At 30.6% G+C, this 16,576-nt stretch carries 14 protein-coding genes; 3 read left to right on the plus strand and 11 right to left on the minus strand.

Annotation, left to right across the window (positions count from 1 at the left end; genetic code table 11):
* Window positions 1–4: 4 nt before the first annotated feature.
* The 9 genes from AC8GF4_RS11655 to AC8GF4_RS11695 form a co-directional block, all read right to left on the minus strand.
* On the minus strand, window positions 5–1,495 hold the full coding sequence (locus AC8GF4_RS11655; RefSeq protein WP_506594822.1) for a carboxypeptidase regulatory-like domain-containing protein: 1,491 nt from the start codon (window positions 1,493–1,495) through the stop codon (window positions 5–7).
* Between the two features lie 75 nt (window positions 1,496–1,570).
* A complete protein-coding gene (locus tag AC8GF4_RS11660; protein WP_506594824.1) occupies window positions 1,571–2,947 on the minus strand; it encodes a CsgG/HfaB family protein in 1,377 nt (458 codons plus the stop codon).
* Between the two features lie 57 nt (window positions 2,948–3,004).
* Window positions 3,005–3,412 carry a curli assembly protein CsgF gene (locus AC8GF4_RS11665; protein ID WP_506594825.1) on the minus strand — a complete coding sequence of 136 codons (408 nt, stop codon included), beginning with the start codon at window positions 3,410–3,412 and terminating at the stop codon, window positions 3,005–3,007.
* Between the two features lie 62 nt (window positions 3,413–3,474).
* Window positions 3,475–4,209: a CsgE family curli-type amyloid fiber assembly protein gene (locus tag AC8GF4_RS11670; protein WP_506594826.1), complete on the minus strand. Its 735-nt coding sequence runs from the start codon at window positions 4,207–4,209 to the stop codon at window positions 3,475–3,477.
* Window positions 4,210–4,212: 3 nt separating this feature from the next.
* Entirely contained in the window at window positions 4,213–4,734 is a 522-nt protein-coding gene (locus AC8GF4_RS11675) for a hypothetical protein (protein WP_506594828.1), read from the minus strand.
* Window positions 4,735–5,211: 477 nt separating this feature from the next.
* Window positions 5,212–6,030: a hypothetical protein gene (locus AC8GF4_RS11680; protein ID WP_506594830.1), complete on the minus strand. Its 819-nt coding sequence runs from the start codon at window positions 6,028–6,030 to the stop codon at window positions 5,212–5,214.
* Between the two features lie 809 nt (window positions 6,031–6,839).
* On the minus strand, window positions 6,840–7,526 hold the full coding sequence (locus AC8GF4_RS11685; RefSeq protein ID WP_506594831.1) for a hypothetical protein: 687 nt from the start codon (window positions 7,524–7,526) through the stop codon (window positions 6,840–6,842).
* A 604-nt stretch (window positions 7,527–8,130) separates the two neighbouring features.
* Window positions 8,131–8,817: a hypothetical protein gene (locus AC8GF4_RS11690; protein WP_506594833.1), complete on the minus strand. Its 687-nt coding sequence runs from the start codon at window positions 8,815–8,817 to the stop codon at window positions 8,131–8,133.
* 358 nt (window positions 8,818–9,175) lie between these two features.
* Complete coding sequence (locus AC8GF4_RS11695; RefSeq protein WP_506594834.1) at window positions 9,176–11,365, minus strand: glutamine synthetase III family protein; 2,190 nt, start codon at window positions 11,363–11,365, stop codon at window positions 9,176–9,178.
* Window positions 11,366–11,751: 386 nt separating this feature from the next.
* On the opposite strand from AC8GF4_RS11695, the gene AC8GF4_RS11700 reads away from it, so the two are divergent.
* Together AC8GF4_RS11700 and AC8GF4_RS11705 are read left to right on the plus strand one after the other, a co-directional pair.
* A complete protein-coding gene (locus tag AC8GF4_RS11700) occupies window positions 11,752–12,765 on the plus strand; it encodes a glutamine synthetase beta-grasp domain-containing protein (RefSeq protein WP_506594835.1) in 1,014 nt (337 codons plus the stop codon).
* Window positions 12,766–12,907: 142 nt separating this feature from the next.
* Entirely contained in the window at window positions 12,908–13,873 is a 966-nt protein-coding gene (locus tag AC8GF4_RS11705) for a TerC family protein (RefSeq protein WP_506594836.1), read from the plus strand.
* A 72-nt stretch (window positions 13,874–13,945) separates the two neighbouring features.
* Here the strand turns inward: AC8GF4_RS11705 and AC8GF4_RS11710 are convergent, their stop codons facing one another.
* Together AC8GF4_RS11710 and AC8GF4_RS11715 are read right to left on the minus strand one after the other, a co-directional pair.
* Window positions 13,946–14,458, minus strand: coding sequence for a hypothetical protein (locus AC8GF4_RS11710; protein ID WP_506594838.1), 513 nt, complete (start codon window positions 14,456–14,458; stop codon window positions 13,946–13,948).
* Window positions 14,459–14,742: 284 nt separating this feature from the next.
* Window positions 14,743–15,615, minus strand: a complete 873-nt coding sequence (locus AC8GF4_RS11715; protein WP_506594839.1) for an AraC family transcriptional regulator — start codon at window positions 15,613–15,615, stop codon at window positions 14,743–14,745.
* Between the two features lie 185 nt (window positions 15,616–15,800).
* Here AC8GF4_RS11715 and AC8GF4_RS11720 point away from each other — a divergent pair, with 185 nt between their 5' ends.
* Window positions 15,801–16,202 carry a T9SS type A sorting domain-containing protein gene (locus AC8GF4_RS11720; protein ID WP_506594840.1) on the plus strand — a complete coding sequence of 134 codons (402 nt, stop codon included), beginning with the start codon at window positions 15,801–15,803 and terminating at the stop codon, window positions 16,200–16,202.
* Window positions 16,203–16,576: the final 374 nt, after the last annotated feature.

The raw sequence follows: 16,576 nt of genomic DNA on the forward strand, positions 1-16,576 counted from the left end.
AGGACTATTTCCACTCTGGCATCGAACCTCCAGTAAATAATTTTGTTCTACTACTTGTACCTGTACCTGTTGAAACAGCTGTTTTAAAAACATTTTTAATTGAAATACCATCATTTGAAGTGTTTGTAAAAATGACTTCAGCTTCATTTGGAGAAAATTTTACATCCAAATCATTAAATCCATTATCTTTACTAGTATTCAGTTGCGTAATGGTATTGGCTACTTTATCATAAATGAAAATTCTGGAATCAAATCTTCTGTAAGTTGAATTTTCATTACCTGAAACATCTCTGGTGAAAACAATTTTTTTCATATCAAATGACATGTTCAACCCACTTACTGCACCTGTTTGTCCAGACAAAACGCTGTATAAAACTTGCCCATTCCATTTAATTACATAAATTTCAACATTATATCCGGAAATATCATTTACTTTAAGTACAATTTCTTTTCCATCTTGACTCCAATCACATTCTGAAATAAACTTCCCATTTGGTGTTTTAAACATTTCTATCAAACCACCTCCATCAATATTAATACGGTATAATTTATCAAAATTGGGATAAATTATTTGGCTTCCATTTGTACTCCAACAAAAATTAATGTTTTCCATATTAAATCCAGCTACAGGGACTGTGTTTGTAATTTTCTTCACATTCGAACCATCCAATTCCATCGTGTAAATTTGATTTTGAGAACCATCAGAGCTTATATAAGCTATTTTGTTAGTTTGTAAATTTTTCCTTGGTCTATAGCTATTTACAGACGAAGATGTCAGCTGTAGTTCATTACCTGCATCATCTGCGGTAAAAATCACATTATTAGTATTTACTTTTTTAATGTACAAAAATCTTGGATTTGGAAAAGGCAAAGTCGTAAATGAACTCGTAAGACTATATATTGAGCTATTAATACCATCAGAAGCAGCTACTTGCCAATAATACTTAGTGCTGTATTTTAAATCTTTTAAATCTAAACTTCTTGTTTTTAAATCTTTGTAAGTTGTGATTTCGTCTGTGGTACCATTTTTTACAGTTACAACATAAGTCAATGAATCTTTGTCTATATCTGTTGCTGTCCATTTTAGTTTTAAATTAATAGCTTGGTTTTTAGCCAAATCAACTGGGGTAGTTAAAACGGGTACATCTGGAGGTCTATTATCTGCGGTAGACACTTTTAATTCAAAAATAATTTGATTTGTTTTATTCAATTCTACAGTAGCAGCTTCAAACTTAGCAATATATTTATCTTTTCGTGCTTCAAAAGTATATTTTCCTGTTGCAATTTTATCAAAAGTAAAATACCCATCTTTGTCTGTAAAATAGGTACTAGTTGAAGGATTAGATGATATTCTAGCATTTTCAATAGGCGCAAAAGTAACGGCATCAACAACTCTACCTTTCACGGTACCCGTTCCTCCATCTGTTATTTTTTCTTCAGAGCATGAAACTAAGATAACTAAAAACATTATTATTCCGATTCTTATCTTTTCCATTTGTAGGTTTTTGTTTTAAAAAATATAAAATAGATTTTAGTTTAAAATCTAAAAAATTGATTGATTATTAGTCTATTATTTAACTACCTTTTTACTGAAACGCTGGGGTAGATAATAGCTCATACCCATTCCAAAACAATAAAAATAATCATCTCTTACTCCTGCTTTAATATAATCTACATTGTCAGAGAAAGACATATTAAACTCGCTATACAGTTTAATACCTAAATTATTGGTGATTAAATACTCCAAGCCTAAACCTCCTTGAATTTTGGTTTGAATATTTTCGTACGCCCTATTAAAAAAAGTTCCTGCTCCAACGTAAACAAATGGGCTAAAATTATCATAAGGTAGTATTAAAAAATCCAGATTAATATCTAATGAGCCATAGCCTACATCCAATCTATCTTTATTTCCTATTCGAAAAACACTAGCGGTACCACTAATATCAAAAAAAGGTGTGAAAAAATATTTTACCCCAGCTTTTACAAAAGGTTTTGGAGTTGGATTTGCGTAATCGCCATCAATATAAGTTGCGCCTCCATCTATTTCAAATCCGATTTTACCTCTTTTTTCATTTTTATCTCTTCCATAAAGTAACGCCAAATCAGCTTCTTGTTTTTCTTTATCATATGAAGCCAAAAAGGCAATAACTTCAGCATTTGTAGCTTTCACCTCCCAGATTTTATCCTTAATTCCATCAACAACCAATCCTTCAACTGCCTTTTCAATGGCTTCGGTAACGGCTAGCTGAACTGGTTCATTTCTTGTAAATCCAGTTTCTACTTCTAAAAGTCTATTTAAATTTACATATCGAAACAAACTCGCATCAACACTTTGAGAAAGAATGGTCTTTGAAACATAAACAGTATTTAAAATTTTTCCATTTGAGGTTGAAACTAATCGCAGGTATATTGAAACTCGATCTTGCCTATATTGAGTAGATGCTCCAGCTCCAAAATACCTAGCACCATAACCTCCAGTAATGATATTTGAATCATATGATATAATTCCACCTTCAAGAAGTACACCAGCAAATAAAAGTGGTGTAAGAGGAGCTTCTTTTACGTTGGAATCTGTAGCATACTCTTGACGCGTAGACCTAATAATGTTTCTCTCGTTCAAAAGATTACTTAAATTTTCCCTTTCAATCGGAACAAACCATTTGGAATCTTGAAGTGCTTTTATCAATATAGAAGTTGCTCCTTGAGTAACCGCTGTACTAAAAGTACTTCCAATCTCTGTTGGCTTATATTGTCCAGTTTGATCTTTGAATTTGTAAACCCCAACCACAACTTGCTCTTTTGGTAGAGGTAAGCTTTTTAAAGTAATTGTAGCAGGCGTGTTCTCACCAAAAATAGCTTTTTCGACTCCAACTGGTTGATTAAAGTATGCTCCGCAACTTGACAAAAGTAGAACAAGTAAAAGAGATATAATTATTTTATGATTCATGTATAAGGTTATTTAACAAAGATGAGGCGAAAAAAAATAATATATAATCTATAAAAACTAACTTCCTGGGACAATTACTTGTGTTTGTTCACCTGTATCTACATCCAAAATATCAACAATTAATCCCAGATTAGAAGGATATATATCAACCGAAAGTGTACCAAAATTATAAGTCCCTGTTGAAATTCCGTTACTACCAAATTGATCTGAAAACAATGAATTTGAAATTTTGTTTAACAATTGATTGTTTAAGTTTTCTTTGAAGCGTTCTAGTTGAGATTTCTGCTGCATTCCTGATTTAGTATCTTCCTTAAAATCATTTTGAGCATCTGCAGAGCTAAGTAATTGTTGATATCCAAAAGTATCACCACCAAAATTTGGATTCATTGGTTTGTATACCAAAGCTTGCCCATTTGTATTAAAACAAAAACCAATTAGGCAAAACAAAATAAAAAGTATTCTCATCTTATAATAGGATTAAATAATTTAAAAAAAGCTCTCACTTATACGAAACAAAAAGTAGATTCTTAAAACCTCATTATTGATTTATTTTGTTTTTCGAGATTTTTAAAATACTTAAAAACTTCGTTAGAAACGTATTCTGCCATATATTTCATATAGTCTTCATCAGGTCTTGAAACAAATTCATTGACTACTTCTCCATCAACTGAAACCATTATTTTTGTTGTTCTACCAAATGTTAGCTCCTCTTGAACGGTTACTATTTTGGTTGATTTGATTTTTAACTTAGTATATTCTTTATAAAACAATTCATAGAAATCATTACCTAATTTAGTTTTGGTATCATTAGAAACTATTCCCATCATTTCGAGACCATCATTGGGCTGTGTCTGTCCTAATTTGGATTCATCATCAATACCCATTTCAATTCTATCTTTCCCAATAATTACATTATTTTCATCATAAATAATCAATAACAAAATAATCTGATCATCCTTACTTTCATTTATTTGTGTTTTAGAAAGTATTACTTTTTGTTGAGGATCTAATATAATTCTTCCGTCTTGAGAATTTTTAGAATTATTGGAATTCAATTTATTTTTTTTAAAAACTGTTAATTTAAAAGCAATACTTTTGTAAACCGATTTCAAATTCTCAGCAGTTCCTTTTATAAATAAAATATTTTCAACTTTTTCAACTTCAATTTTTGCCTTAACTTCTTTGTAGACAACTTGAGAATAATTGCTTTGAGTTAAAAACAATAGAAATAATAAAACATATTTTATTACAAAAGATTTCATCTTCTATTTATTATAAATGTAAATTGTTCCAGAATTCCCAGTTTGATTGATTTGCAAGTTTTTTGAAATAGAATTAGAGCCATTACTTATAATGGTTAAATTATCTCCATTTTGATTGAAAGTCGTATTTACTGCTTCATCTGAATAGACCGAATAATCACTGATGAAATTATTATTTCCATTTTGATTAATAGTTTCATTTAGTTCATAAGCATTTCTATATACATCGGCATAATTGTTGTCTCCATATTGATTCACTTGCAAATTTGCTTCTCTACTTTGCACATAAATACTTGAATAATTAAAGTTTCCAACTTGTTGCACATTAATTAAATTATTATTTAATAGAAATTGATTGGTATTTTGTGTGTTTTCAATATTTATTTTATTATTTCTTAACAAAAGCTCTTTTGCTATTAAAGAATTTGCATCAAAATCTTTAATTAGCAACTCATCTTGTGCCAATACAGCAAAAGAATTCATGATAAATAAAGCGTAAAAAAAAATTTTAAATATAATTTTCATGACTATAAAAATCTAAATTTATTTTTTCAATTTATTGAAGTGAACAAGCACTTTTAATAAATACCGAACAATTTCTGTTTGTTGATTCATACCTTTTTATTATATCTATAGAAACACAATAAACCATTAGGATTTTAACTCAATATGCTGAATTTCAATCTCAAATTTATAAAATGATTTCAAAAAATTAAGAACTACAATTGCCTATTTTTACTCTTATTGTTACTTATTCGATAAACAGCAATACTAAGTCGTTGAAAAGTAAAACAAAGTAAATTGCATTGTAAAAAAATTCTTTCTTTATTATAAAAAACACTTCAACTATCCTTAATTAATTTAAATGGTTCAATTCCATTTAATACAAAAATTTAAAACCATAAATAAAATTTTATCGTTTTAAATAGTACAGAATATAGTCCAAAAAAAAAGGAGAGTTAATTTTCATCAACTCTCCTTTATATGTTATTTTATAGAAACCTAGTTCGATTGGTAAACCATAGCTCCATTTCCAACTCCCATTTGCGAGATTGTACTCATGTGAGCATCTCCAAGTTGAATAGTTTGAGCATAGTTACCATCGCCTTCTTGCATAGTAGTAGCTGCATTAGCAGTACCTATTTGCCATGTTTCAGAATAATTATATGTTCCTAATTGATTTGTTGAAGCAGCGTTTCCGTAACCAAGTTGATAAGTCCAAGCATAATTAGCATCTCCTTCTTGATTCGTTTCAGCAACATTTCCTTCTAATTCCTGAATTGTTCCTGCATAATTATCATTTCCAACTTGAGAAGTTGTAGCCCAGTTAAAATCTCCAATTTGCAAAGTTCCTGCAAAATTATTCATTCCATTTTGAGAAGTTACAGCTGTATTGTAGTAACCTCCTTGTCCAACATAAGAATCATTTGCAACTCCCATTTGATCAACAAATGACCAGTTTTCGTCACCGTATTGTTCAGTAAAACTATTGTTTGCTTCTCCTGATTGAGTTACAACTGATAAATTTGCAAATCCTGATTGCAATGAGTATGCTGTGTTTGCAGTTCCTTCTTGAGCAACATAAGACCCATTAAAATCTCCATATTGTTCAATAGCACTTCCATTTGAATCGCCTAATTGATCTACTACTGAAAAATTGGCAAAACCTTCTTGATATACATCAGAATTGTTCATAGTTCCCACTTGAGAAACCATTGCTCCATTGAAATCACCTAGTTGTTCAACATTACTTACGTTTGCTTGAGCAAATCCTACTACTGAAACTAACATCGCTGAGATACTTAAAAAAACTTTTTTCATAATAATTATATTTAATTGGTTGTTATTACAATTTATTATGTAGGTTTTAAATAATACAATAGGGGAACTATATTATTCTATTTTGTAGGTTTTTTAAAAATATAAAAACGGGGCTGTTTTATATTCTAATGTAGGTTGTGTAAAAATTGAAATTTGGGAATTTCACTGTTAAATAATATTGTTTTAAAAGCTTTCAAAAAAGTCTCTTTTTTAATATTACTTTTCAAAAGTAGAGCTTTATATTTATAAAAAAAATTTATAACAGTCTAATTTAGTGGTTTTTCCTGTTTTTTCGATGAAGTGCAGAAGTAACCGATAAAGAACAAATAGTGTTAAAAAAACTACTTCTATTAGTAACAATTCGATAATTTACAGCTAACCTAAATCTGGCATGCCTTTTTAGCCCAGATTCCACATTAGAAATCTACTACAACTAAATTTTTCTTCAAAACCACGAACTTTTTTCACGCTTTTATATTTTACATTGGAGTTCAAGATACACTTCGCTTGATTCTCCCATTTTTAAATTCAAAATACAAAAGTATTACATCTTCAAAAATAGTCCGTGAGCTCGAGCTTTAATTGAATAATTCAGTTTCGCTACGAAGTCTAATGCGGATTCTGGGTTTAATTGTAAAATATCAGCGCAGTTATTTGGAATATATAGAAAGTCCTAAAACAATTATTTGTTTAAAAACCCATTTTGAAAACCGATAATTGTAGAAAACAATTTATTTAAAAAAAGAAAGGCGAAAATAAACTGATGTCTATTTTCGCCTTTAAAAAAAACTTAATCTTATTTTTTAAACCTAGTTTGATTGATAAACTAAAGCAACATTACCAAATCCAACTTGAGATATCGTACTTACGTGATCTTCTCCCATTTGCCAAGTTTCTGCATAATTGTACATCCCATCTTGAATAGTTGTTGCTGTAGTATTGAAACCAAATTGTCCAGTGAATACAGAATTAAAGCTTCCTGTTTGAGAAATAGTAGACGTATTAAACCAAGTTCCTTGAACAACAAAAGCATCATTTCCATCACCTATTTGATCAATTACAGAAGAATTACCTACCCAAAACTGTAAAGTAACAGCACTGTTATCATTACCTACCTGATTTGTAGATGCATAATTATATGCTCCTAATTGCCCGGTTATAGCACTATTATTGTCTCCTTCTTGATTTGTAACTGCTAAGTTCAAACCACCCAATTGACCAACATAAGCATCATTCCCTGTACCGTTTTGAGCAACATAAGACCAGTTAAAAAGCCCCCCTTGATTGGTATCTGTTTCATTAGAATCTCCTGTTTGATCTACTACAGACAAATTCGCTAATCCCCATTGCCAAACATCAGAATCATTCATAGTACCAACTTGGGTAACCGATGCTCCATTAAACCATCCGGTTTGGTCTACATTACTTATGTTTGCTTGAGCAAAACTTAAGACCGACAACAGCATCGCTGAGATGCTAAAAATCATTTTTTTCATAATAAATATATTTAATTGGTTGTTAATACAAATTATTATGTAGGTAAAACAAATTAGAGATGGGGGATTTTCTAATTCTAATTTTAAATAAAAGTAGTTATTAGCTTGTACTTATAAAATTATACTCAAAAATAATTATTTATCAATAAACTAAAAAATATAACTTATTATTTTTAAGTCAGTTACGTTTTTTTTCGACAAAAGGCAATACTAAATCGATAAACAACTAAAAGTGAAATATTTTTTTGATGTAAATTCCTGTTTTATTTCAAAAACAAGTTAAACGATAGTTATAACTTACTTATAATCAGTAAAAAAAAAAAAAACATGTTGAAGTTTAAGATACAATTTACTTGGCGTTACCAATTTCAAATTAATATACAACAGTATTAACTCATTATTCATTTTTTAATTTAGCATTCAATGAACTTCGTTTCCTTCTTAATAAATAGTCCGTGTTGAATTTCTTTTATTGTGTAATTCTGCTTTGCTACGAAATCCAATACAAATTCTAGATCAAATCAAAAACATAATTAAAATACAAGTATAAAAAAAGGCAGAATTGATAATTAATCAATTCTGCCTAATAAAAAAACAAACCAATCTAGTTTGATTGATAAACCATAGCTCCGTTTCCTATTCCAGTTTGAGATATAGTACTTACATGTGCCTCGCCATATTGTAATGTTAATGCATAGTTACCATCACCGTTTTGCATTACAGTAGACATATTATCACTTCCCCATTGACCAGTACCTGCATAATTATAAGTACCTGTTTGATCTATTGAAGAGCTATTATAAAATCCTACCTGAACAGTTTCTGCTGCATTATTATCACCATTTTGCATTACTCCAGAAGCATTACCTTCTCCTAATTGCCAAGTAATTGAACTATTGTCCACACCTGCCTGAGTAGTAGAAGCGTAATTAAAATCCCCTATTTGTATAGTGGCTGCTTCATTACTTTCTCCAGTTTGATCAGTCATTGCTAAGTTAAAAAAACCCAATTGTCCTGTGTAAGCTGAGTTTTCAATTCCATCTTGGGAAACTAAAGCGGCATTAAAAAAACCGTATTGTTCTGTACTAGATCCATTAGAATCTCCAATTTGATCCACGACTGCCAAATTAGCAATACCCCATTGATATACATCTGAATTATTCATTGTTCCAACTTGGCTCACTAGGGCCCCATTAAACCATCCAGTTTGATCAACATTACTTACGTTTGCCTGTGCAAAACCTACTACTGCTACTAGCATCGCTGAGATGCTCAAAATTACTTTTTTCATAATAAATATATTTAATTGGTTGTTAATACAAATTATTATGTAGGTTTTGTATAAAAAGAATTGGGTATTCCAATTATATAAGTGTAGGTTGAAATAATGAAATTGGGAAATTCATTTTTGATTTTTCAATGATAATTCTTTTTTTAATTGAATTATTACACGACAAATTTATAAAATGATTTGAATAAACAAAAAAGACATTACGGTAATTACAAGATCAACATTATCTTTTCGATAAAGAGCAAGACTAAACCGATGAAGAACAAAAATTACAAAAATTAAAACAGATTTAATCTTACAAAAAAAGCAAAAAAAACGAGGCTTAAAAAAAAGCCTCGTCTAAACAACTTCAGATAAACTACTTAGTTAAAAGTAGTTCTCTGTATTTTGTCAAAGTCCACAACTCATTATCAACGAGCAACTCAAGCTTATCACAATGGTTTCTAATAATTTCAAAATACGGTTTAACATGATTACAATAAGCTTCGGCCATGGCTTGAGCTTCTGTCAGATTATTTGCTTTCTTTCTTTCTTCGGTCATTTCTTCCACTTTGGTGTTGATGCCTTCAATATGTCCAGAAATTTCTTTTATTAATACAATTTGTTCTTTGGCAATGGCTTCAAATTCTGTTCCAAAAATATCTTTCAACCCTTTTACATTCTCGATCAATGTATTTTGATATTTAATAGCAGTAGGAATCACATGGTTTTTTGAAATATCTCCCAATACTCTACCTTCTATTTGAATCTTCTTAGTATATTCTTCCAATTCGATTTCGTAACGGGCTTCTACCTCAATGTGATTCATAATTCCCATTTCTGAAAATAAGTCCAAAGCTTGTTTCGAAGCTCTAGCTTTTAATGCTTCAGGAGTAGTTTTAAAATTACTCAAACCTCTTTTGGCAGCTTCCAATTGCCATGCTTCACTATACCCATCTCCTTCAAAAAGAATTTTTTTGGAAACCTTTATATATTCCCTCAAAACGTTGAAGATGGCGTCATCCTTTTTCATGTCTTTACTCTCAATTAATTCATCAACAGCAATTTTAAAATCTTTAAGCTGTTTTGCTACAATGGTATTCAAGGTTGTCATAGCATTGGAACAGTTTGCAGAGGAACCAACGGCTCTAAACTCAAATTTATTTCCAGTAAATGCGAATGGTGAAGTTCTGTTTCTATCAGTATTATCCAAAAGAACATCTGGAATTTTACCCACAACATTTAATTTTAAATCTGTTTTTTCTTCAGGAGATAATTTTCCTGTAGAAACGCCTTCCAGTTCTGCCAATACTTTGGTTAATTGTTCCCCTATAAAAACAGAAATAATAGCTGGTGGCGCTTCATTGGCTCCTAACCTATGATCATTACTTGCTGTTGCAATAGAACCTCTTAATAAAGCTTCATAATCATTAACCGCTTTTATAGTATTGATAAAGAAGGTTAAAAACTGTAAATTCGTCATCGGGGTTTTACTCGGACTCAACAAATTTACGCCCGTATCTGTCGCCAAAGACCAGTTGTTGTGTTTTCCAGATCCGTTTACACCTTTAAAAGGTTTTTCATGAAGCAATACTTTCAAATCATGACGCTCTGCTACTTTTTGCATTATATCCATCAACAAACAATTATGATCTACTGCCAAATTGGTTTCTTCAAAGATTGGAGCAAATTCAAATTGATTGGGAGCCACTTCGTTATGACGTGTTTTTACTGGTATACCTAACAACATGCATTCTTGTTCCAAATCACGCATATAGGTCAAAGCCCGAGTTGGAATTGAACCAAAATAATGATCATCCAACTGTTGTCCTTTTGCAGAGGTGTGTCCAAGTAACGTTCTGCCGGTCATGACAATATCGGGACGCGAGTTTGCTAAAGATTTATCAATTAAGAAATATTCTTGTTCCCAACCCAAAGTAGCAGTAACTTTCTTTACATTCTTATCAAAATATTTACAAACCTCTGTTGCGGCATCATCCATGGCAGACAATGCTCTTAAAAGCGGTATTTTATTATCTAATGCTTCTCCAGTATAAGAAATAAAAATAGTTGGAATACACAATGTTGTTCCAAATATAAAGGCGGGAGATGTAGGATCCCAAGCAGTATATCCTCTAGCTTCAAACGTATTTCTAATTCCTCCATTTGGAAAACTAGAAGCATCAGGTTCTTGTTGTACTAATTGTGCTCCTCCAAATTTTTCTACAGGATCATTTCCATCATGCGATGTTTCAAAAAAAGCATCATGTTTCTCTGCGGTAGTTCCTGTTAGAGGCTGAAACCAGTGTGTATAATGAGTTACCCCTTTGGACAAAGCCCACTCTTTCATTCCCATAGCAATGTAATCGGCTAATTTTCTATCTATTTTGGTTCCGTGTTGAACCGCACCTTGGACTCCTTTAAAAGCATCCGATGTCAAATAGTGCTTCATTGCTTTATCATTGAAAACATTTGATCCAAAAAGTATTGATTTTCTACCACTTTCTTGAAAATCGACTAATTTTCTATTGGAAGCTTCTCTTAAAGCTTGAAAACGAATTGATGACATAACTATAAATTTTTAGTAATTAATTTAATTTTTCTAAACACATACAAATATAATTCATTCTTGTTAAGATATAATTAAAGAAATCATATATCTAAATTCCTTATTATCTATGTAGAAGTACTTTCAAAAACCACTTTTAAAACGTTTATTCCAAAATATTTAGCACTAAAAACCTTAACTATTTATTTATATATTAAAAATACTGATTATGAATTTATTTTTATAGCCCTATTAAAATTGCATTTTGACAAATATACCCCTATAAAAATGAAGTAATGTTAAAAATTATACATACTTATACAAAAAAGACCCCCTAATTTCTTGACATGAACAAAATATTTTATATTTGCAAAAGAAAAAAAACAAGAAACAAATTTTATATTATTATGGCTAAAATTAAATTAGAGTATATCTGGTTAGACGGATACGAACCTACACAAAATTTAAGAAGTAAAACTAAAGTTGAAGAGCACGAAAACTTCCAAGGAACATTGGCAGAAATTGGAAACTGGTCTTTTGACGGATCATCAACCAAACAAGCCGAAGGTGGTTCATCTGACTGTTTGCTTGTGCCTGTTGCTATCTATCCAGATCCAACACGTATTAATGGATATTTAGTAATGACTGAAGTTATGTTTGCTGATGGAGCTCCACATCCATCTAATGGAAGATCTACTATTGATGATGATGGTGATTTCTGGTTTGGTTTCGAACAAGAATATTTCATTATGGATACTAAAACTTTATTGCCATTAGGATTCCCTATCGGTGGTTACCCTGCTCCACAAGGAATGTACTACTGTTCTGTAGGTGGAAAAAACACACACGGAAGAAAATTAGTTGAAGAGCATGCAGACTTATGTATTGCTGCTGGACTTAACTTTGAAGGAATTAACCAAGAAGTTGCTTGCGGTCAATGGGAATTTCAATTATTTGCTAAAGGGGCTAAAAAAGCAGGTGATGAAATCTGGGTTGCTAGATACTTATTGGATCGTTTGACTGAAAAATACGGTTACTATATTGAATACCACCCAAAACCGCTTGGAGATACAGACTGGAATGGTTCTGGAATGCATGCTAACTTCTCTAACGAAGTTTTAAGAACTTGTGGTGACAAAGCAACTTATGACAAAATATGCGAAGCTTTCCGTCCAGTAGTTGAAGAACACATTGCTGTTTATGGAGCTTTCAATGATCAACGTTTAACAGGTAAACACGAAACTGCATCTATTCACGATTTCTCTTACGGAGTATCTGATAGAGGAGCTTCAATTAGAATTCCATTATACACTGTACAACATGGTTGGAAAGGGTATCTTGAAGATAGAAGACCAGCTTCAAATGGTGATCCATACAAAATTGCAGCAAGAATTATCAAAACTGTAAAATCAGCTTTGTAAATCTAACTCAAATCATACCTAAAAGTGCCTTTCTAAACAAAGGCACTTTTTTTTTATTTAAACACCTTGTTAACTTTAGCGATTTCTAATTACAAATTAAAAAAGCAAATACTACATTTGTATTTCTTAAAAAACAAATTATATGACTGTTTGGATATTATTTATAGTATTGATTTTAATTTTTCTGGCTCTTGATTTGGGAGTATTCAACAAAACACCACATATAATAAGCACCAAAGAAGCCAGCAAATGGACAGCAATTTGGTTTACTTTATCTATGCTTTTCTCGGGAGTCGTTTATTGGCTGTACTCAACGGACTATGTATTAAATCCGACTCAATTAAAGCCATCAGTAGCTGCAATGAAGTTTGTAACGGGTTATTTGATCGAATTATCATTAAGTATTGACAACATTTTTGTAATTGCTTTAATATTTGCTTCGTTCAAAATATCAAAAAAATACCAGCATCGCGTTTTGTTTTGGGGAATCCTTGGTGCGATAGTTTTTAGAGGTTTAATGATCTATTTTGGAGTATTGTTGATCAATAAATTTACATGGACTTCTTATTTCTTTGGTGGATTCTTACTATTTACAGCCCTAAAAATGCTTTTTACCAAAGACGAAGAGGAATTTGACCCTAAGAAATCATTTGTTTACAAAATTTTAGGTAAAATAATTCCGATTTCCACGCATACTGAAAAAGATCATTTTTTCATAAAAACCGAAAAAGGAAATGCAGCAACACCGCTTTTTGTAGCATTAATAGTCATTGAGGTTATGGATGTTGTTTTTGCAGTAGATAGTGTTCCCGCTATTTTAGCCATCACCTCTGATCCCTTTTTAGTGTTCAGCTCCAATATTTTTGCCATACTTGGCTTGCGTTCCCTTTATTTCTTCTTGGCCAATATGCTGGAGAAATTCAGCCATTTGGAATATAGTTTGATAGCCATTTTGAGTTTTGTTGGACTAAAAATGGTACTCCATGATTTTATAGAAGTTCCAGAATGGGCCTCTTTGAGTTTTATAGCTCTGACGCTTATTATCGGAGTGATCGTTTCTATTCAAATAAGTAAAAAAGAATCTATTTCAGAGAATAAAAAAGCATAATTATTTTAGTGTATTTAGTTCATAAAAAAAGGAAATCTCTCGATTTCCTTTTTTTATTCTTATAAATTATTTTTAAAAATCAATTTTTTGAATTTGGTTTTCATCAATTTTCAAAGTTTTTACTACAGCATTATAATTATTTTTATCAATCAATGTAGAAAAATAACCTGGAAGAATCACAATTCTAAAAGTTTGATTATTTATAAATTGCGGTGTTAATGACAAATTATATGTACCGCCCGCATAAATTGTAAAATCCTCTTTACTAAAATCAAAATCATAATCCAATTCACCTTGAGACACAAACAAAGTTCTTGGTATAAGCTGCCAAACCGGAGTACTAGAATCAATTGTTCCCGCCAATCTATAAATTAAAATTTGATCAGAAGCCAAAATATTAGGTGTTAATTTCTGATAAATAGTATACCCATCAGTGGCATTATAAGCAAAACTAACATTTTTAAGTTCAAAAACCTCCGCTAATAACCCATCTTCACCTGGAAATCCTGGAGGACCTTCTGGCCCCTCACAGCCTTGAAAACCAAACATCCCTATAACCGCCAAAAGTGTAATTATTTTTTTCATCTTATTTATATTTTAAAGTTCTATAAAGGTATTTCAAAAATCGAGCCAAAAAAATTATTTTATAGGTTTTCATTAAAAATAATTCAATACTTTTTTATTTATAAAAATAATAATAAGTCTAAATCAAGAATTTATTATGAAAAATGATTTTTAACCAACCTCTCCGTTTGTTTGTATCTGATTTAAAAACAGCTAATTAAAAACAATTATATAAAAGTTCTCAGAATTAAATTCTAATTTCATTATTGACATTCTTCAAATTAATAAAATAATTAGCTTTAAAATTACTCCATAAAAGATTTTAATTCATTTCTGTAATGAGAAGCGCTTTTTCCAGAAAAAGCCTTAAACGATTTATTAAAATGACTAAAATTATTAAAACCGCTTTCAAAACATATTTCCGTAATGCTCATGTTATTCTCAGCCAAGAGTTTTGATGCGTGTACCAATCGATAATCATTTACAAAAGCAGTAAATGTTTTGTTTGTTATTTTTTTGAAATACCTGCAAAAAGAAGGTGTTGTCATACTTACCAAACTTGATACGTCTTCAAGCAGAATGGGTTCTTGAAAATGATCCTTTACATAATTAAAAACTACATTAATTCGATCATTGTCTTGGACCTGCAATTCTAATGAAAAACCATCAGCATTTAGAATTGTGTATTCATTATTGGTTTCTAGAGTATTTAAAATACTGATCATACTTAGTAATCGATCAAAATTGGATTGATTACCCATTTCCTCAATTTTTTCAGCAATCATTTTTTTAGTATTAGCGCCAAAAGCAATTCCTCCTTTTGCTTTACTTAATAGGTATTGAATATTCTTTGTCTCGGGAATATCCAAAAAATCATTTCCCAAAAAATCAGGTCGCATTTGAATTACCGTTTCGTTTTTATTACCTGTTTGCTCGTTTGTAAATCCGCAATGAGGCAAATTACTACCTATTAGCACCAAATCTCCATCTGAATAATAAGATATATGGCTCCCAATCTGACGCTTTCCTGAACCTCCGTTTACAAAAACCAATTCAATTTCTGGATGATAATGCCATAAATCCGATTTACAATTGGCATTCTCAACATAACTAGAAAAAGAGAATGAACTACCAAAAGTTGGAGTTATAATTTCGAGTGTTGGATTCATTTTTTTCATTAGATTATTTTTTGAAACTATTCAAATTTAACACAAATAGATCCTATATTGTCCAATTTTAACATATAACGTTTTCTTAAAGTTAATATAGAATACATATTGGCAAATGCAGTTGCGTTCAGTTATGTAGTATTGCTATACTTTAGCAACAGAAATTTTAATAACTAAATTTAAAAACAAAACATATGAAAACGATCTTAAAACTTAGTTTAGTAGTATTGGTAGCAATGACTGCAATGAACACTTACGCAATCAATGGCGATTTTTTATTAAATGTATCAAAAGGTAATGGTAAACAAATTAGTTTTTCTGTGAATGAGATCCAAAAAGCTAATGTTACTATCACTGATAAATTCCACAATGTGATTTATTCTGAAATTGCAACTGGAAAAGGCGGTATTCAAAAAACATTTAGTCTTGAAGAATTTCCTGATGGAATTTACTTTTTGGAAGTAGAAACAAACTCTAAAAAAGTAATACATGAAATTGTTATTCATAACGAAGTTTCTTCACTTTCTAGAAAGTCTATTGCAGAAGTTTTAAAATCAGATCTGAAAATGAAAGATCAAAATGTTGTTACTAACTAATTGAGCATTTTCAAACTTACTAATTCAAGAAAGTTATTATTTAAACAGCTCCAAATAGGGGCTGTTTTTTTTGTTTAACAAAATAAAACGCAGAATAGTGACTTTAACATTACTTTCCAAACAAAGGGGGCATTTGTTTTTGAGTAAGCCAAACAGATTCATTTTCAAACTGAACTCGAATTTCTGTACTGTCATCTGACGCTTTATACATTTCTATTTCATTCATTTTCGCAAAACTTGTGATATAACATTTAGCTAAGTTATCGAAATAGTCTAAATCAGAAATTACTAAAAATATGATTCTTTCAAACAAAAGAATCAATCAAATATTTTACCAAAAAACAAAAAAACACATCCAGTAAACGATTAGTCAA

This window comes from Flavobacterium rarum (SeqCode) (assembly GCF_965234445.1).
In the GTDB taxonomy this organism is placed as follows: domain Bacteria; phylum Bacteroidota; class Bacteroidia; order Flavobacteriales; family Flavobacteriaceae; genus Flavobacterium; species Flavobacterium rarum.